Origin of the sequence: Serratia plymuthica NBRC 102599, assembly GCF_001590925.1 — a bacterium.
Classification (GTDB): Bacteria; Pseudomonadota; Gammaproteobacteria; order Enterobacterales; family Enterobacteriaceae; genus Serratia; species Serratia plymuthica.
This window is the reverse complement of the sequence record NZ_BCTU01000028.1, coordinates 1-17,073: the sequence shown is the minus strand read 5'-3', so window position 1 is coordinate 17,073 and position 17,073 is coordinate 1. Positions and strand designations below refer to the sequence as shown.

The 17,073-nt window shown below is 58.5% G+C and carries 11 protein-coding genes; 6 read left to right on the top strand and 5 right to left on the bottom strand.

Going from position 1 to position 17,073, the window contains the following annotated elements; translation table 11 throughout:
- Positions 1–315: 315 nt before the first annotated feature.
- The gene (locus SPL01S_RS19060; protein ID WP_062791568.1) at positions 316–1,041 is read left to right on the top strand and encodes a UTRA domain-containing protein; all 726 of its coding nucleotides are present in this window, start codon (positions 316–318) and stop codon (positions 1,039–1,041) included.
- A gap of 77 nt (positions 1,042–1,118) precedes the next feature.
- On the opposite strand, the gene metH is transcribed toward SPL01S_RS19060, so the two are convergent.
- Entirely contained in the window at positions 1,119–4,829 is a 3,711-nt protein-coding gene (metH, locus tag SPL01S_RS19055; RefSeq protein WP_120978340.1) for a methionine synthase, read from the bottom strand.
- Positions 4,830–5,011: 182 nt separating this feature from the next.
- Between metH and iclR the strand changes: the two genes are divergently transcribed.
- The 5 genes from iclR (at position 5,012) to SPL01S_RS19030 (ending at position 10,563) form a co-directional block, all read left to right on the top strand.
- Entirely contained in the window at positions 5,012–5,842 is an 831-nt protein-coding gene (gene iclR, locus SPL01S_RS19050; RefSeq protein WP_004948889.1) for a glyoxylate bypass operon transcriptional repressor IclR, read from the top strand.
- Between the two features lie 237 nt (positions 5,843–6,079).
- Entirely contained in the window at positions 6,080–6,619 is a 540-nt protein-coding gene (gntK, locus tag SPL01S_RS19045) for a gluconokinase (RefSeq protein ID WP_062791567.1), read from the top strand.
- Positions 6,616–7,953 (top strand): gluconate transporter, encoded by a 1,338-nt coding sequence (gene gntU / locus SPL01S_RS19040; protein ID WP_063202260.1) that lies wholly within the window; start codon positions 6,616–6,618, stop codon positions 7,951–7,953. The genes gntK and gntU overlap by 4 nt, the downstream gene beginning before the upstream one ends.
- 110 nt (positions 7,954–8,063) lie before the next feature.
- Positions 8,064–9,878, top strand: coding sequence for a phosphogluconate dehydratase (gene edd / locus SPL01S_RS19035; RefSeq protein WP_063202258.1), 1,815 nt, complete (start codon positions 8,064–8,066; stop codon positions 9,876–9,878).
- 43 nt (positions 9,879–9,921) lie between these two features.
- Positions 9,922–10,563 carry a bifunctional 4-hydroxy-2-oxoglutarate aldolase/2-dehydro-3-deoxy-phosphogluconate aldolase gene (locus SPL01S_RS19030; protein ID WP_062868896.1) on the top strand — a complete coding sequence of 214 codons (642 nt, stop codon included), beginning with the start codon at positions 9,922–9,924 and terminating at the stop codon, positions 10,561–10,563.
- A 27-nt stretch (positions 10,564–10,590) separates the two neighbouring features.
- Here the strand turns inward: SPL01S_RS19030 and aceK are convergent, their stop codons facing one another.
- From aceK to metA, 4 genes are all read right to left on the bottom strand, one after another.
- Positions 10,591–12,345 carry a bifunctional isocitrate dehydrogenase kinase/phosphatase gene (gene aceK, locus SPL01S_RS19025; protein ID WP_062868897.1) on the bottom strand — a complete coding sequence of 585 codons (1,755 nt, stop codon included), beginning with the start codon at positions 12,343–12,345 and terminating at the stop codon, positions 10,591–10,593.
- Between the two features lie 70 nt (positions 12,346–12,415).
- Complete coding sequence (gene aceA, locus SPL01S_RS19020) at positions 12,416–13,723, bottom strand: isocitrate lyase (RefSeq protein ID WP_063202256.1); 1,308 nt, start codon at positions 13,721–13,723, stop codon at positions 12,416–12,418.
- Positions 13,724–13,770: 47 nt separating this feature from the next.
- Entirely contained in the window at positions 13,771–15,369 is a 1,599-nt protein-coding gene (aceB, locus tag SPL01S_RS19015) for a malate synthase A (protein WP_004948910.1), read from the bottom strand.
- Between the two features lie 388 nt (positions 15,370–15,757).
- A complete protein-coding gene (metA, locus tag SPL01S_RS19010) occupies positions 15,758–16,687 on the bottom strand; it encodes a homoserine O-acetyltransferase MetA (RefSeq protein WP_004948912.1) in 930 nt (309 codons plus the stop codon).
- Between the last annotated feature and the right edge of the window lie 386 nt (positions 16,688–17,073).

Genomic DNA, 17,073 nt, shown 5'->3' with positions numbered 1-17,073 from the left:
ATGCTCCAGGTGGTAGTGTGGGAAGTGGCTGGACTAGTCCAGCAAGAACCAAGCCAATCTAACGGACGAATGTGATAATTATATGTCAGCCCAAAAAAGCAGCAGTTTTATCTCATTTACGCCTCGAGGGGCCGCCCGCTGGTCTACCTTAACTACAGAGTTATACCCTATGAATTTCAAGTTGCAGCTAGGCGCCCAGCTCGCTCATCCCTGGGCGCTTACTTAAGTAAGTAACCTGGGTGAGCGAGTGCAGGTAACAACGCTGCAACTTGAAAGGCGACGGGTATAAACGCACTGAAATGGGGCATTTGTGGCATGAGTGAAGTATCGACTACCGTGTCGACCATCTGTCAGGCGTTGAACGCCCGTATTGTCGCGGGGGAATTTAATACTGGCGGCAAGCTGCCTTCCGAACGCGCCCTGAGCGAGCAGTTTTCCACCACCCGCATTACGCTGCAGGAAGCGCTCGGCCAGTTGGAGGCGCAAGGGGTGATTTACCGTCAGGTGAGGCGCGGCTGGTTTATCTCACCGCCGCGGTTGGTGTACAACCCGTTGCAGCGCAGCCACTTCCACGCCATGGCCCAGCAGCAGGGGCGTGACGCCCACACCCAGGTGATCGACAGTGGCCACGTGCAGGCCGACGCCGCCCTGGCGCGGCGGCTGGAGCTGCCGGAGGGCGCAGAGGTTTACCGCATCCGCCGGCTACGCTTTATCGACGGGCGTGCAGTGCTGTATTGCGAGCACTACCTCAACCCGGCCTACTTCGCCGGCATCCTGGATGCCGATTTGACGCAGTCGCTGACCGCGCTGTACGCAGAGCGCTACGGTATCCGTTATGGCCGGGTACGCTTCGATATGCTGCCGACCCTGTTACCGCAGGAGGCAGCCACGATGCTGAAGGTCACCTACGGCAGCCCGTCGCTGTTTATTACCCGGGTGAACCGGGATCAGCACGATCGGGTGATTGATTGCGATTTGGAGTATTGGCGCTACGACGCGCTGCACATTGATGTCGAGGCGGTGGCGAACGACGAGGGATAAGAAAGCGGGGCCAACATGTGGGCCCCTTACGAGAGGAACTGGCTGACAGGGGCGCCGCGTGCAGCGCCCCTGCGTCATCAGTCGGCGTCGTAGCCCAGGTTAGGCGCCAGCCAGCGTTCAACTTCGCTGATGCTCATGCCTTTGCGCGCCGCATAGTCTTCCACCTGATCGCGCTGGATCTGCGCCACCGCAAAGTACTTGCTCTCCGGATGGCTGAAGTACCAACCCGACACCGCCGCTCCCGGCCACATGGCGAAGGATTCGGTCAGCTCCATGCCGGTGTGGCGGTTAACGTCCAGCAGGCGCCAGATCTCCGCTTTCTCGGTATGCTCCGGGCAGGCCGGGTAGCCCGGTGCCGGGCGGATGCCCTGGTAATTCTCGCGTATCAGCTCTTCGTTGCTCAGGTTCTCGTCAGCGGCAAAGCCCCAGTGCAATTTACGCACCTGCTCATGCAGGTACTCGGCGAAAGCTTCCGCCAGGCGATCGGACAACGCCTTGATCATGATTTTATTGTAATCATCATGCTGCGCATCATAGGCCGCCGCCAGCTCATCCTCTTCCAGACCGCCGGTCACGGCGAAAGCGCCGAAATAGTCGGCCTTGCCGCTGCTTTTCGGCGCGACGAAGTCCGCCAGGCAGTAGTTCGGGAAGTCGGTTTTCTCGGTCTGCTGGCGCAGGTGACGGCTGACCACCAGCACCTCGTCGCGGTTTTCGTCGCGATACACCTCGATGTCGTCGCCGACGCGGTTGGCCGGGAACAGGCCGTAGACGCCGCGCGGGTTGAGGCTGCCGTTGGCGGCCAGCATATCCAGCATCTGGTTGGCATCGGCGAACAGGCGCTTGGCCTCCTCACCCACCACCTCGTCCTCCAGAATCCGTGGGTATTTACCTGCCAGCGACCAGGTCATGAAGAAGGGTGTCCAGTCGATGTACTGGCGCAATGTCTCGATGCCGGCCTCCACCGCATGTACCCCAAGCTGCTGCGGCACCGGCGGCCGGTAGTTTTCCCAATCCAGCGCCATGGCGTTATCGCGCGCTTTCTGCAGGCTGACCGGCGGGGTGCGCGGTTTTTTACGCGCATGCTGGATACGCACGGTTTCGTATTCTTTGCGGGTACGCGCCACAAAATCGTCGCGCTGGGTAGCGGACAGCAACGCCGACACTACGCCCACGGTGCGGGAGGCATTTTGCACGTAGGTGGTCGAGCCGCTGTAGTTCTGTTCAATCTTCACCGCGGTATGCGCTTTGGAAGTGGTCGCGCCGCCAATCAGCAGCGGCAGGGTAAAGCCCTGGCGCTCCATCTCTTTCGCCACGTTGACCATTTCATCCAGCGACGGGGTGATCAGCCCCGACAAGCCGATGATGTCCACGTTCTGTTCGCGGGCGGTTTTCAGGATTTTCTCCGTCGGCACCATCACGCCCAGATCGACGATTTCGTAGTTGTTGCACTGCAACACCACGCCGACGATGTTTTTGCCGATGTCATGCACGTCGCCCTTCACCGTCGCCAGCAGGATTTTGCCCGCCGTGGTGCCTTTCTGCTTGCTGGCCTCGATGTAGGGTTCCAGATAGGCCACCGCCTGCTTCATCACGCGGGCGGACTTCACCACCTGCGGCAGGAACATCTTGCCTTCGCCGAACAGGTCGCCGACCACGTTCATCCCCGCCATCAGCGGCCCTTCGATCACTTCGATCGGGCGATCCGCCCGCTGCCGGGCCTCTTCGGTATCCAGCTCGATAAACTCGGTAATGCCTTTCACCAGCGAGTATTCCAGCCGCTTTTCCACCGGCCAGCCGCGCCATTCCGCCTGCTGCACCGCCACTTCGTTGTCTTTGCTGCCGCGATATTTTTCCGCCAGATCCAACAGGCGTTCGGTGCCGTCGTCACGGCGGTTGAGGATCACATCCTCCACCGCGTTACGCAGTTCGTCACTCAGATCGTCGTAGATCGCCAGTTGCCCGGCGTTGACGATGCCCATGTCCATGCCGTTGCGGATCGCGTGGTACAGGAAGACCGCGTGGATCGCTTCGCGCACCGGATCGTTGCCGCGGAACGAGAACGACACATTGGACACCCCGCCGGAGATCATCGCGTGCGGCAAGTGGGTTTTGATGTCGGCGCAAGCCTCGATAAAGTCGACGGCATAGTTGTTATGCTCTTCGATACCGGTGGCGACGGCAAAGATGTTCGGGTCAAAAATAATGTCTTCCGGCGGGAAGCCAACGCGTTCGGTCAGAATTTTATAGGCGCGGCGACAGATCTCGAACTTGCGCTCGCGGGTATCGGCCTGGCCAACCTCGTCAAACGCCATGACCACCACCGCCGCGCCGTAGCGGCGCACCAGTTTGGCGTGGTGAATAAAGGCCTCTTCGCCTTCTTTCATCGAGATGGAGTTAACGATGCCTTTGCCCTGAATGCACTTCAGGCCTTTTTCGATCACCGACCATTTGGAGGAGTCGAACATGATCGGTACCCGGGCGATGTCCGGCTCGCCGGCAATCAGGCTGAGGAAACGCACCATCGCCGCTTCGGCGTCCAGCATCCCCTCATCCATGTTGATATCTATTATCTGTGCGCCACTTTCCACCTGTTGGCGCGCCACGGCCAAAGCTTCGTTATATTTTTCTTCTTTAATCAGCCGTTTGAAGCGTGCAGAGCCGGTGACGTTGGTCCGTTCACCGACGTTGACGAACAGCGTTTTGGCGTCGATATTCAGCGGTTCAAGGCCGGCCAAACGACAGGCTACCGGGATATCCGGCAAGGGGCGCGGCGGTACGCCCGCCACCGCATCGACCATTGCGGCGATATGCTCCGGCGTGGTGCCGCAACAACCGCCGATAATATTGAGGAAACCGGCATGCGCCCACTCGCCCACCTGTTTCGCCATCTCTTGTGCGTCCAGATCGTACTCGCCGAAAGCGTTGGGCAAACCGGCGTTAGGGTGTGCGGTGACGTAGGTTTCCGAGATGCGCGACAGCTCGGCAACGTATTGACGCAGCTCGTCCGGCCCCAACGCACAGTTCAGGCCAAAACTCAGCGGCTTGACGTGGCGCATCGAGTTATAGAAGGCTTCGGTGGTTTGGCCGGACAGGGTACGGCCGGAGGCGTCGGTGATGGTGCCGGAGATCATGATCGGCAACTCCACGCCCAACGCTTCGAATTCGGTTTCCACCGCAAAGGCGGCGGCTTTGGCGTTCAGGGTATCGAAAATGGTTTCGATCATGATCAGATCGACGCCGCCTTCCACCAGCGCGCGCGTTGATTCGCGGTAGGCTTCCACCAGTTCGTCGAAGGAGACATTACGGAATGCCGGATCGTTGACGTTCGGCGAAATGGAAGCGGTGCGGTTGGTCGGGCCAAGCACCCCGGCCACGTAGCGCGGTTTATCCGGGGTGCGCGCGGTCCATTCGTCGGCGCAGGCGCGCGCCAGGCAGGCGGCCTGATAGTTAATCTCGGCTGACAGCGACTCCATGTGGTAGTCGGCCATGGCGATGGTGGTGGAGTTGAAGGTGTTGGTTTCAAGAATATCGGCGCCCGCTTCCAGATAACCGTAGTGGATCGCGGTAATCACTTCCGGCTTGGTCAGCACCAGCAGGTCGTTATTGCCTTTCAGATCGCTCTGCCAGTCGGCAAAACGTTCGCCGCGAAAATCGCTCTCTTCCAGCCGGTAGCTCTGGATCATGGTGCCCATGCCGCCGTCCAACACTAAAATGCGCTGTGCTAACTGCCGGCGCAGCTGTTCTACTCGATTTGTCACTGTAACCCCTTCAATTACCATCCAGCCCATCGCTTAACTGCCGCAAAAACCAACGAGTCATCCTAGCACAGCTTGTGGGGCCAAAGTGGCGCGCGGCAATTGAGAGTTTTTCAGGTTGCCCGACAACACATCCGATGAGATGACAGACGGCTTGCAATTCATCTGCAAAAAACGAAAATGAATTCCATCATACGGAAAGAGGAATGCGAATTATGGTCACCCCCGCTCCCGCCAAACGCGGCAAAAAGCCCCGCGCCGCCTCGCCGGCCGCCAGCGCGGCGACCGGTCAGGTTCAATCGCTGACCCGTGGCCTGAAACTGCTGGAATACATTGCCGAAGCCCAGGGAAACGTGGCGCTGACTGATCTGGCCCAGCAGGCCGGGCTGCCGAATTCCACCACTCACCGCCTGCTCACCACCATGCAACAGCAGGGATTCGTGCGGCAGGTGGGCGATCTGGGCCTGTGGACCATTGGCTCACACGCCTTTGTGGTCGGCAGCAGCTTTCTGCAAAGCCGTAATCTGCTGGCGATGGTGCACCCGACGCTGCGCCGTCTGATGGAAGAATCCGGCGAGACGGTCAATCTGGCCGTACTGGATACCAGCGAGTATCAGGCCATCATTATCGATCAAGTGCAATGCACCGCGCTGATGCGCATGTCGGCGCCGATCGGCGGTAAACTGCCGATGCACGCCTCCGGCGCGGGGAAGGCTTTTCTCTCTACCCTGTCGGATGAGCAAGTCACCAAACTGCTGCATAAAAAGGGCATGCAGACCTACACCCAGCATACGATGACGCCGCATAACCTGAAGGAAGGGCTGGCGCAGATCCGCAAACAGGGCTTTTCCTTCGACGACGAAGAGCATGCCCTCGGCCTGCGCTGCGTGGCGGCCTGCATCTTCGACGAGCACCGGGAAGCCTTCGCCGCCATTTCCATCTCCGGCCCGGTGTCGCGCATCACCGACAACCGCGTAATTGAGCTGGGCGCGCTGGTGATCCACGCCGCGAAAGAGATCAGTCTGGAGTACGGCGGCGTACGCTGAAGTGACCCCGTGGCGCCGCCAGCGGCGCCCCGTATCCCATGCTGTTGTCAGCATGTAAAACTCTGTAGGCAGAGTGTTTCCAGCCCCGAAAAAACCTTGAAGCCGATCACAGTTAACGATCCTCACCGCTAAAGCCCATTGCAACCGGCCAAACTTCCTTCGACAATGTTACCGATAACATGTTACCGGTAACAACGCCTGTCAATTAACCCTGTTTGCCGTTTTTGGAGCTAAGCCATGACCAACAATCAAAACCGAATCTACGTCATCATGGGCGTTTCCGGCAGCGGCAAATCCGCCGTGGCCGCGGCGACCGCCCGCCAACTGTCCGCCGGGTTCCTCGACGGCGATTTCCTGCACCCGCGCAGCAATATCCTGAAAATGGCCGCCGGTGAGCCGCTCAACGATGATGACCGCGCCCCGTGGCTGGCCGCGCTCAACGACGCCGCCTTCGCCATGCAGCGCACCCATAGCGTGTCGATCATCGTCTGCTCTGCGCTGAAAAAGCATTACCGCGATCGCCTGCGCGCCGGTAACGGCAACCTGTCATTCATCTATCTGCACGGTGATTTCCCGGTGATCGAAGCCCGCCTGGCGGCGCGCAACGGCCACTTCTTCAAACCGCAAATGCTGGTCACCCAGTTCGCCGCGCTGGAACAACCGGGCGTCGATGAAAGCGACGTGATGGCCGTCGACATCAACCAGCCGCTGGAAGGCGTAATTGCCGATACGGTGCGCCATATCCAAAGCTTCCTGCCACAGGACGTGTGCGCGTGAGTACGATAACGCTGGTCGGTACCGCAGTCGGCTCGGTTTTACTGCTGTTATTCCTGGTGATGAAGGCGCGCATGCACGCCTTCGTCGCGTTAATGCTGGTGTCTATCGCCGCCGGTATTTTCTCCGGCATGCCGCTCGGCCACATTGCCGACACCATGCAAAAAGGCATGGGCGATACGCTGGGCTTTCTGGCGATTGTGGTGGCGCTGGGTGCCATGTTCGGCAAGATCCTGCATGAGGTCGGCGCGCTGGACCAAATTGCGGCGCATTTACTGAAACGTTTCGGTCAGAGCAAGGCGCATTATGCCCTCGGCATCGCCGGTTTGATCTGCGCCCTGCCGCTGTTCTTTGACGTGGCGGTGGTGCTGCTGATCGGCATCGTATTTGCCGTAGCGCGCCGCACCGACGGCAACATCGTCAAGCTGGCTATTCCGCTGTTTGCCGGCGTCGCGGCAGCCGCTTCGTTCCTGCTGCCGGGGCCGGTGCCGATGCTGCTGGCTTCGCAGATGAAGGCCGATTTCGGCTGGATGATCGCCATCGGGCTGGTCGCCGCCATTCTCGGCATGCTGATTGCAGGTCCGTTGTACGGCAGCTTTATCAGCCGCTTCGTTAACTGGCCAATGCCGGCGGAGGAAAACGAACCTACGCTCAATAAAGGCAATTTGCCGTCATTTGGCTTTAGCCTGGCGCTGGTACTCTGCCCGCTGGTGCTGGTCGGCATGAAAACCATTGGCGCACGGCTGGTCACGCCCGGCTCACAATTGCAGCAGTGGCTGGAGTTTATCGGCCACCCGTTCACCGCCATTCTGATCGCCTGCCTGATCGTGATTTACGGCCTGGCTAAACCGCGCGGCATGACCAATGAACAAACGCTGGCCATCTGCTCTGCGGCGGTGCAACCCGCCGGGATTATTCTGCTGATGACCGGTGCGGGCGGCGTGTTCAAACAGATCCTGGTGGATTCCGGCGTTGGCCCGGCGCTGGGTGATGCCATGATCGGCGCCGGCCTGCCGATCGCCGCAGCCTGTTTCGCGCTGTCCGCCGTAGTGCGGGTGATTCAGGGGTCTGCGACCGTCGCCTGCCTGACTACCGTCGGCCTGGTGCTGCCGGTCACCAGCCAACTGGGGCTGGGCGGCGGACAACTGGCCGCGCTGGCTATCTGCATCGCCGGCGGCTCGATCGTACTTAGCCACGTGAACGACGCCGGTTTTTGGCTGTTCGGTAAATTTACCGGCGCCAACGAACTGCAAACGCTGAAAACCTGGACGGTGATGGAAACCATTCTGGGCAGCGTGGGTGGGATCATCGGCATGGTCGCCTTCACCCTGTTTTAAAAAAATATAACGACATAACCCGCCCCCGGCCATTGCACATCAGGGCTGCAATCAACCACCGGGGGCAGCGCCACTGGCGACGTCAATAACAACAGCAATGTGAGGAAGGTATGCTTAATCCAACCCTATCTCGTGTCACACAGCGCATCATCGAACGTTCCAAAGAGAGCCGAACCGCCTATCTGGCGCGCATCGAAGCCGCCCGCTCCCAAACCGTGCACCGCGCGCAACTGGCCTGCGGCAACCTGGCGCACGGCTTTGCCGCCTGCCAACCGGATGACAAGACCGCGCTGAAAAATATGGTGCGCAGCGATATCGCCATCATCACCGCCTATAACGACATGCTTTCCGCCCACCAGCCGTATGAGAACTACCCACAGCGGCTGAAACAGGCGCTGCACGCGGTAGGCGCAGTCGGCCAGGTGGCCGGCGGCGTACCGGCGATGTGCGACGGCGTGACCCAGGGGCAGGACGGCATGGAGCTGTCGCTGATGAGCCGCGACGTAATCGCTATGTCTTCAGCCATCGGGCTGTCGCACAACATGTTCGACGGCGCGCTGTTCCTCGGCATCTGCGACAAAATCGTACCGGGTCTGGTGATGTCCGCCCTGTCCTTCGGCCATTTGCCGGCGCTGTTTGTGCCCGCCGGCCCGATGAGCAGCGGTCTGCCGAACAAAGAGAAAGTGCGCGTGCGCCAGCTGTACGCCGAAGGCAAGGCTGACCGCCTGGCGCTGCTGGAAGCGGAAGCCGCCTCTTATCACGGCATCGGCACCTGTACCTTCTACGGCACCGCCAACACCAACCAGATGGTGATGGAAGTGATGGGCCTGCACCTGCCGGGCGCGTCCTTTGTTCACCCCGCCACGCCGCTGCGCGACGCCCTGACCGACGCCGCCGCGCGCCAGGTCACCCGCCTGACCGAAACCGCCGGCAATTATCTGCCTGTCGGCCAACTGGTGGATGAGAAAGTGGTGGTGAACGGCATTGTTTCACTGCTGGCCACCGGCGGCTCCACCAACCTGACCATGCACATGGTGGCGATGGCGCGCGCTGCCGGCATCATCATCAACTGGGACGATTTCTCAGAACTGTCGGATGCGGTGCCGCTGTTGTGCCGCATCTACCCGAACGGCCCGGCGGACATCAATCAGTTCCAGGCTGCGGGCGGCGTAGCCTTGGTGGTACGCGAGCTTTTGAAGCATGGCCTGCTGCACGAGGACGTGCACACCGTGGCCGGCTTTGGCCTGGCGCGTTACACCCAGGAGCCGTGGTTGGATAACGGCCAGTTGGCCTGGCGTGAAGGGGTGGAAAGTTCGCTCGACGCCAAGGTTATCGCCAGCCTTGCCCAACCGTTCGAACATCACGGTGGCACCAAGGTGCTTTCCGGCAACCTCGGCCGGGCGGTGATGAAAACCTCGGCGGTGCCGACAGACAATCAGATTATCGAAGCGCCGGCGGTAGTCTTCGAAAGCCAGCACGATATCGTACCGGCGTTCGAAGCCGGCAAACTGGATCGCGACTGCGTGGTGGTCGTGCGCTTCCAGGGGCCACAGGCCAACGGCATGCCAGAGCTGCACAAGCTGATGCCGCCGCTGGGCGTGTTGATGGACCGCGGTTTTAAAGTGGCGCTGGTGACCGACGGCCGCTTGTCCGGCGCTTCCGGCAAAGTGCCCTCCGCAATTCACGTTACCCCGGAAGCCTACACCGGCGGCATGCTGGCGAAGGTGCAAAACGGCGACCCGATCCGCGTTAACGGCCGCACCGGCGAGCTGGAGTTGTTGGTCGATGCCGATGAGCTGGCGCAGCGCGCGCCCTCTCAACCGGACCTGAGCGCGGAACACGTCGGTTGCGGCCGCGAACTGTTCGGCGCCTTGCGCAGCCAGCTTTCCGGCGCTGAACAAGGCGCCTGCTGCATTAAATTTTAATCGTTAGCATGGCCACCGCGGCCATCACTGGAGAACATCGTTAATGAACAATTGGAAGACAAGCGCAGAGCAAATCCTGATGGCCGGGCCGGTCGTACCGGTGATCGTCATCAACAAGCTCGAACATGCGGTTCCGCTGGCAAAAGCCCTGGTCGCCGGCGGCGTGCGGGTACTGGAGGTGACGCTGCGCACCGCCTGCGCGATGGACGCGATCCGCGCCATTGCCCAGGAAGTGCCGGACGCGATTATCGGTGCAGGCACCGTGATTAACCCGCAGCAGTTGCAGCAGGTGGCCGACGCCGGCGCACAGTTCGCCATCAGTCCGGGCCTGACCGACGAGTTACTGAAAGCGGCCACCGCCGGTTCGATCCCGCTAATTCCCGGTATCAGCACCGTGTCTGAACTGATGCTGGGTATGGATTATGGCCTGCGCGAGTTCAAGTTCTTCCCGGCGGAAGCCAACGGCGGCGTGAAAGCGCTGCAGGCGATCGGCGGCCCGTTCCCGCAGGTGCGCTTCTGCCCCACCGGCGGCATTTCTCCGGGCAACTACCGCGACTATTTGGCGCTGAAAAGCGTGCTGTGCATCGGTGGCTCCTGGCTGGTGCCGGCGGATGCACTGGAAAACGGCGACTACGCGCGCATCACCGAATTGGCGCGCGCAGCCGTTGCGGGTGCCGCGGCTTAATCGTATCGGGCGCGGCATGCCGCGCCCCTACGCGGTGGCTGATGTCGCGGGCAACTCCGTGCCGCTACGCTGGCTGAAACGCCGTTTCTTGCGGTAAGCGAACACATCTTCCACATGCCCATCGCGGATTCGCTGTTGCAACCCGCGCCAGTAGTCGGCCTCGAACAGGTCACTGTGCATCTCTTCAAACACCTGGCGGATGCGTCGATCGCCGCACAGGAAATGCCTGAACTCCTCCGGAAACACGTCGTTCGGTGACACGCTGTACCAGGGCTCGCTGGCCAGTTCGTCCTCCGGATAGCGCGGCGGCGGAATATCGCGGAAATTCACCTCGGTCATGTAGCAAATTTCATCGTAATCGTAGAACACCACCCGCCCGTGACGGGTCACGCCGAAGTTCTTGAACAACATATCGCCGGGGAAAATATTGGCCGCCGCCAGTTGCTTGATGGCGTTGCCGTACTCCTCAATCGCATCGCGTATCTGCTGCTCACTGGCCTGCTCCAGATACAGGTTCAGCGGCGTCATGCGCCTTTCCATATACAGATGCTTGATCACGACGCGATCGCCCAGATCCTCCAGCTTGCCCGGCACTTCGCGCTGCAACTCCGCCAACAGCTCCGGGCTGAGACGCGCCTTGTCGACGACAAAATTCTCGTATTCCTGGGTATCCGCCATACGCCCGACGCGATCGTGCTCTTTCACCAGTTGGTAGCAGGCCATCACCTGCGCCTGCGTCACCTCTTTTTGCGGTGCGAACTGATCTTTGATCACTTTGAACACCCGATCGAACGACGGCAGAGTAAACACCAGCATCACCATGCCCTTAACCCCTGGCGCGATGATGAACTGCTCCTGCGAGCGGGCCATGAACCTAAGGTATTCGCGGTAACATTCTGTTTTACCGTGCTTCTGGCAGCCAATCGCCATGTACAACTCGGCGGTGGTTTTACCCGGCAGGATCTCACGCAGCCACTCGACCATGGCCGCCGGCAAGGGTGCATAAACCATGAAGTACGAGCGGGCGAAGCCGAACACGATGCTCGCCTCGGCCTTGCTGGTCAGGCAGGTATCGATAAACAGCGCGCCGGAATCGCTGTGATGAATAGGCAGCAGGAAAGGATAAACGCCCTCCGCCAATCGCAGTTTGCCGACCAGCCAGGCGGCCTTGTTGCGATAAAACAGCTCATTGGCGATCTGGAACGTCGCCCCCGCCAGTTGCTGTGCGCTAAAGCTTTGCTGCAATGCCAGGGTGATGTAATGAATATCGCGCGGCAAGTTTTCCCACGGCAGGCGCAGGGGTAAATCGGTCAGCAGGGTATGCAGCATCGCCGGGACGTCGCCGCCGGCGGTAAAATTGCGCGACAGCGGGCGCGGGATATCGCGAAAACGCCCTTCCGGCTGTGAACTGAAAACAAACAGCTTTTCCGGCGTCAGATCGCGGTGCCGGAACAGGCGGCAGTAGACCGAATTAAAGAAGCTCTCGGCAATCTCAAAACGCGGGTACTCCGGCAACAAATCGGTATAGACCGCCTTCACCCGGCAAGGGAAATCTGCATCAAAATATTTTTGCCCGGTGATGCACTTGAGTTGCTCCACCACCAGACCGACATGATGATCATACAGATGGATACGCTTTTTCATCGCCTGTTGTACGGCGGGCCAATCCGCCCGCTCAAAGCGCTGCTGCGCGCCGGCGGTCACCTCGAGGAAACGGCCGTATTGCGCATCAAAGCCCTGCAGGATCGTCTGTGCGATCAACAACTCCAGTTTTGCCGCCATCCTTACCTCCCGCCAGAAAACAGAGCCTGCATAAGCAGGCTCCGGAATACCCGTTATCAGCGCAGTTCCATCAGAACTGTTGCTCTTCCGTCGAACCGATCAGCGCGGTCACCGAGGATGCGCCACCCTGAATGATGGTGGTGACTTTATCGAAGTAGCCGGTGCCCACTTCCTGCTGGTGTGAGGCAAAGGTGTAGCCACGTGCAACGGCGGCGAATTCCGGCTCTTGCACCTTCTCGACGTAGTGTTTCATGCCTTCACCCTGCGCATAAGCGTGTGCCAGATCGAACATGTTGAACCACATGCTGTGGATGCCGGCCAGGGTAATGAACTGGTATTTGTAGCCCATCGCGGACAGCTCTTCCTGGAAGCGAGCGATAGTCTGATCGTCCAGGTTCTTTTTCCAGTTGAACGACGGCGAGCAGTTGTAGGCCAGCAGCTTGCCCGGGAACTTGGCATGGATCGCGTCGGCGAAACGCTTGGCCGCTTGCAGATCCGGGGTTGAGGTTTCACACCACACCATGTCCGCATAAGGGGAGTAGGCCAGCCCGCGGCTGATCGCCTGTTCGATGCCGGCATGGGTGCGGAAAAAGCCCTCGGCGGTGCGTTCACCGGAAACGAACTCGCTGTCGTAAGGATCGCAATCGGACGTCAGCAAATCAGCCGCATCGGCATCCGTACGCGCAATCACCAGCGTCGGCACGCCGAGTACGTCGGCTGCCAGACGCGCGGCAACCAGCTTCTGAATCGCTTCCTGGGTTGGCACCAGCACTTTGCCGCCCATATGGCCGCATTTTTTTACCGCCGCCAGTTGGTCTTCGAAATGCACCCCGGCAGCACCGGCTTCAATCATCGCTTTCATCAGTTCGTAGGCGTTCAATACGCCGCCAAAGCCGGCTTCCGCATCGGCGACGATCGGCAGGAAGAAATCGGTGTAGCCTTTGCTGCCCGGTTCAATCTTGTTGGACCACTGGATCTGATCGGCGCGGCGGAAAGTGTTGTTGATGCGCTCAACCACCGTCGGCACCGAGTCCACCGGGTACAGCGACTGGTCCGGGTACATCGCGGTCGCGGTGTTGGCATCCGCCGCCACCTGCCAGCCAGACAGGTAAATCGCCTCGACGCCCGCTTTGGCCTGCTGCAACGCCTGGCCGCCAGTCAGCGCCCCCAGGCAGTTAACGTAGCCTTTGCGTGATTTGCCATTCAGCAGATCCCAAAGTTTGGCAGCGCCGTTCTGCGCCAGAGTGCAAACCGGGTTGACTGAGCCACGCAGGTTGATCACGTCTTCGGCGCTGTACGGGCGAGTGATGCCTTTCCAGCGGGCCGATTTCCATTCCTGTTCCAGCTGTTGAATCTGTTGGGTACGTGAGGTAGACATAATTTTTATCCTTTTCAATAATGTAGGGTTAATGTTCAGGAATGTTTTCAGGCCAGTAATTCGTAGCCGGGCAATGTCAGGAAATCGATCAGCTCATCTGAAACGGTGATTTTCTCCATCAGGCGCGCGGCCTCGGTAAAACGCCCGTGGCTGAAACGTTGCTCGCCGAGTTCTTCTTGAATAACGAGAACTTCTTCGGCAAGCATCTTACGAAACAGCGCTTTGGTGACCAGTTGGCCGTCGCTGAGGGATTTTTCATGGTGGATCCACTGCCAGATCGAGGTACGGGAAATTTCTGCCGTCGCCGCATCCTCCATCAGCCCGTAAATCGGTACGCAGCCGTTGCCGGAGATCCAGGCCTCGATGTATTGCACCGCCACGCGAATGTTGGCACGCATACCGGCTTCGGTCCGCTCGCCGTCGCAAGGCTCCAGCAGCTGCGCGGCACTGATGGGCGCATCGCTTTCACGCAGCACTTCCAGCTGGTTGCGGCGCTCGCCGAGTACCCGGCTGAACACTTCCATCACGGTGTCCGCCAGCCCTGGGTGCGCCACCCAGGTGCCGTCGTGGCCGTTATTGGCCTCCAGCTCTTTATCCGCCCGCACCTTGTTCAGCACCCAGGCATTTTTCTCGGCGTCTTTGCTCGGGATAAACGCCGCCATGCCGCCCATCGCGAAGGCGCCACGTTTATGGCAGGTTTTGATCAGCAAGCGGGAATAGGCGCTGAGGAACGATTTGTCCATCGTGACCGACTGACGATCCGGCAACACTCGGTCAGCATGGTTTTTCAGCGTTTTTATGTAGCTGAAGATGTAATCCCAACGACCGCAGTTCAACCCGACGATATGGTCGCGCAGGTGATACAGGATCTCATCCATCTGGAAGACCGCCGGCAGCGTTTCAATCAGTACCGTGGCTTTGATGGTGCCGCGTGGCAGATCAAAGCGATCCTCGGTAAAGCTGAATACCTCACTCCACCAGGCCGCTTCCTGCCAGGACTGGGTTTTCGGCAGATAGAAGTAAGGGCCGCTGCCTTTTTCCAGCAGTTGGCGGTAGTTATGAAAGAAATACAGTGCGAAATCAAACAGGCCGCCGGGGATCGCTTCCCCCTGCCACTGCACGTGTTTCTCCGGCAGATGCAGGCCGCGTACACGGGCGATCAATACCGCCGGGTTCGGCTTCAACTGATAAATCTTTCCGGCTTCGTTGGTATAGGAGATGGTGCCGTTCACCGCATCATGCAGGTTGATTTGCCCCTCGATCACTTTGTCCCAGCTAGGTGCAAGCGAGTCTTCGAAATCGGCCATGAACACCTTCACATTGGCGTTCAAGGCATTGATCACCATCTTGCGTTCAACCGGCCCGGTGATTTCTACCCTGCGGTCGCGCAGATCATCGGGAATACCCAGGATCTTCCACTCACTCTCACGAATGGAAGTGGTTTCCGAAATAAATCCTGGAAGATCGCCTTGATCGATCTTCTGCTGCCAGCAGGCGCGCGCAGCCAATAGCTTGTTGCGCTGTGGAGTAAATTTACTCACCAGTTCCGCCAGGAATTCGACCGCGTCATCCGTTAACACCTGTCGCTCAGCAGCGGTAAAACCCTGCGTAAACGTTAACTCCGTGCCTACTATCTGTTGCGTCATTGTCTTACTCCTTCCCATTGTTGCGCACCCGCCGTCGCCAGAAGACAGGTGCTTCTTCATCAGAAATCAATGTGGATCAGGGTATGCAAAACGATCTCGGCTGGTCAGATCTCAACCCCATTGGATCTAAGAATACTCAACTAAAAATAAAAATCAAAAACGATTTCCATTTTAATATTAAATATTTTATTAACCTATTATTATCAACAAGTTAATTTGAATAACGAATTTAACCGACAAGGAAACCGGTTCCATTAAATATCAGAATATAAAATAAGTGTTTGTTAATGAATGGATTTTATTGAGAATTCGGAGTGGAAAATGGGTTCTTGCCAGGAGGGAAGTACATCGGCGGCCTCGATTCAGCCGCCGGTAAAGGTAAAAAACGTTACTCGAGAGTGGGGTTCATATGGCGCAGATCGTACGGCGTGATCTGGTAGACATAGTAGTTCAGCCAGTTGGCAAACAGCAGATGGCCATGGCTGCGCCAGGAGGCTTTTGGAGTGAGTTCGGGGTTATCATCGGGGAAGTAGTTTAGCGGAACGACAGGGTTAAGGCCGGCCTCGTTATCGCGACAATACTCACCCGCTAACGTCAACGCATCATATTCAGGGTGGCCTGTCACAAATGCCAGTCGCTTGTCTTTGCTGGCGAATAAATAAGCCCCGGTTTGCTCCGACTCGGCCAGAATGTCCAGATCCGTATATTGACGAATAATCTCTGTAGGGAAGTCCGCATAGCGTGAATGCGGTGCCAGGAAGGTCTCATCAAAACCACGAGTCAGCAATGCATGCTGCTGCAATGTCTGATGCTGATAAACGCCCGAGAGCTTCTCCTCACGCGTCATCTTCGGGATGCCGTAGAGGATATTCAGCGCAGCCTGGACCGCCCAGCACACGAACAGCGTGGAGGTGACGTGGTTCTTCGCCCAGTCGATAACGCGTTCTATCTGCGGCCAGTAGGCAACATCACAGAAATCAACCAACCCCAACGGGGCGCCGGTTACGATCAGGCCATCGAAGTTCTGATCCTGAATGTCTTCAAAATCACAGTAAAAGTTGTTCAGATGCTCCGCCGGCGTGTTCTTCGACTCACGGCTGTCGATGCGCAGCAGCTGGATGTCAATTTGCAGCGAAGAGTTGGAAAGTAGACGCAAAAACTGGTTTTCCGTCTCGATCTTCTTTGGCATCAGGTTGAGGATCAGTACTTTCAACGGCCTGATTTCCTGTGTTTTTGCCCGAGAGGATGTCATCACAAAGACATTCTCATTGCGCAAGAAACTGACTGCAGGTAACTCATCAGGAACACGAATCGGCATTGCTTAATCCTCACACATCCGTTTATACGTTTAGACTTCTAGATGCCCGAAGATAGCGTTTTTTTGGCTCAATGTCGAGTGTTCAACGGTAAGGTGAAAATGTTTCATTGCTGAGAACCTAAGGGGATGAAGCACCGTTATCGGGCAAATGCTGAAAAGCAAAAAGGCCACCCTTTCGGATGGCCTCTCGGCTTAATTGATACTTGGCAGTGTCCTACAATACTCGTCTCATCCTGAGACTCACCCCTTCGGGGCCGCCGCAAGCGGCGTTTAAGCCCGTTCCCGACGGGCTTTTCGCATTCCCATGCTCGAGTAGAACACCCCAAAATAAATAAAACAAAAAGCCCTATGCTTTCGCATAGGGCTTGTTGCTTTAATTGATGCTT

Excerpts from the sequence above, each read along its gene's own strand:
- SPL01S_RS19060 (WP_062791568.1), top strand. The coding sequence starts at position 316 with ATGAGTGAAGTATCGACTACCGTGTCGACCATCTGTCAGGCGTTGAAC.
- metH (WP_120978340.1), bottom strand. The coding sequence starts at position 4,829 with ATGGGCTGGATGGTAATTGAAGGGGTTACAGTGACAAATCGAGTAGAA.
- iclR (WP_004948889.1), top strand. The coding sequence starts at position 5,012 with ATGGTCACCCCCGCTCCCGCCAAACGCGGCAAAAAGCCCCGCGCCGCC.
- gntK (WP_062791567.1), top strand. The coding sequence starts at position 6,080 with ATGACCAACAATCAAAACCGAATCTACGTCATCATGGGCGTTTCCGGC.
- edd (WP_063202258.1), top strand. The coding sequence starts at position 8,064 with ATGCTTAATCCAACCCTATCTCGTGTCACACAGCGCATCATCGAACGT.
- SPL01S_RS19030 (WP_062868896.1), top strand. The coding sequence starts at position 9,922 with ATGAACAATTGGAAGACAAGCGCAGAGCAAATCCTGATGGCCGGGCCG.
- aceK (WP_062868897.1), bottom strand. The coding sequence starts at position 12,345 with ATGGCGGCAAAACTGGAGTTGTTGATCGCACAGACGATCCTGCAGGGC.
- aceA (WP_063202256.1), bottom strand. The coding sequence starts at position 13,723 with ATGTCTACCTCACGTACCCAACAGATTCAACAGCTGGAACAGGAATGG.
- aceB (WP_004948910.1), bottom strand. The coding sequence starts at position 15,369 with ATGACGCAACAGATAGTAGGCACGGAGTTAACGTTTACGCAGGGTTTT.
- metA (WP_004948912.1), bottom strand. The coding sequence starts at position 16,687 with ATGCCGATTCGTGTTCCTGATGAGTTACCTGCAGTCAGTTTCTTGCGC.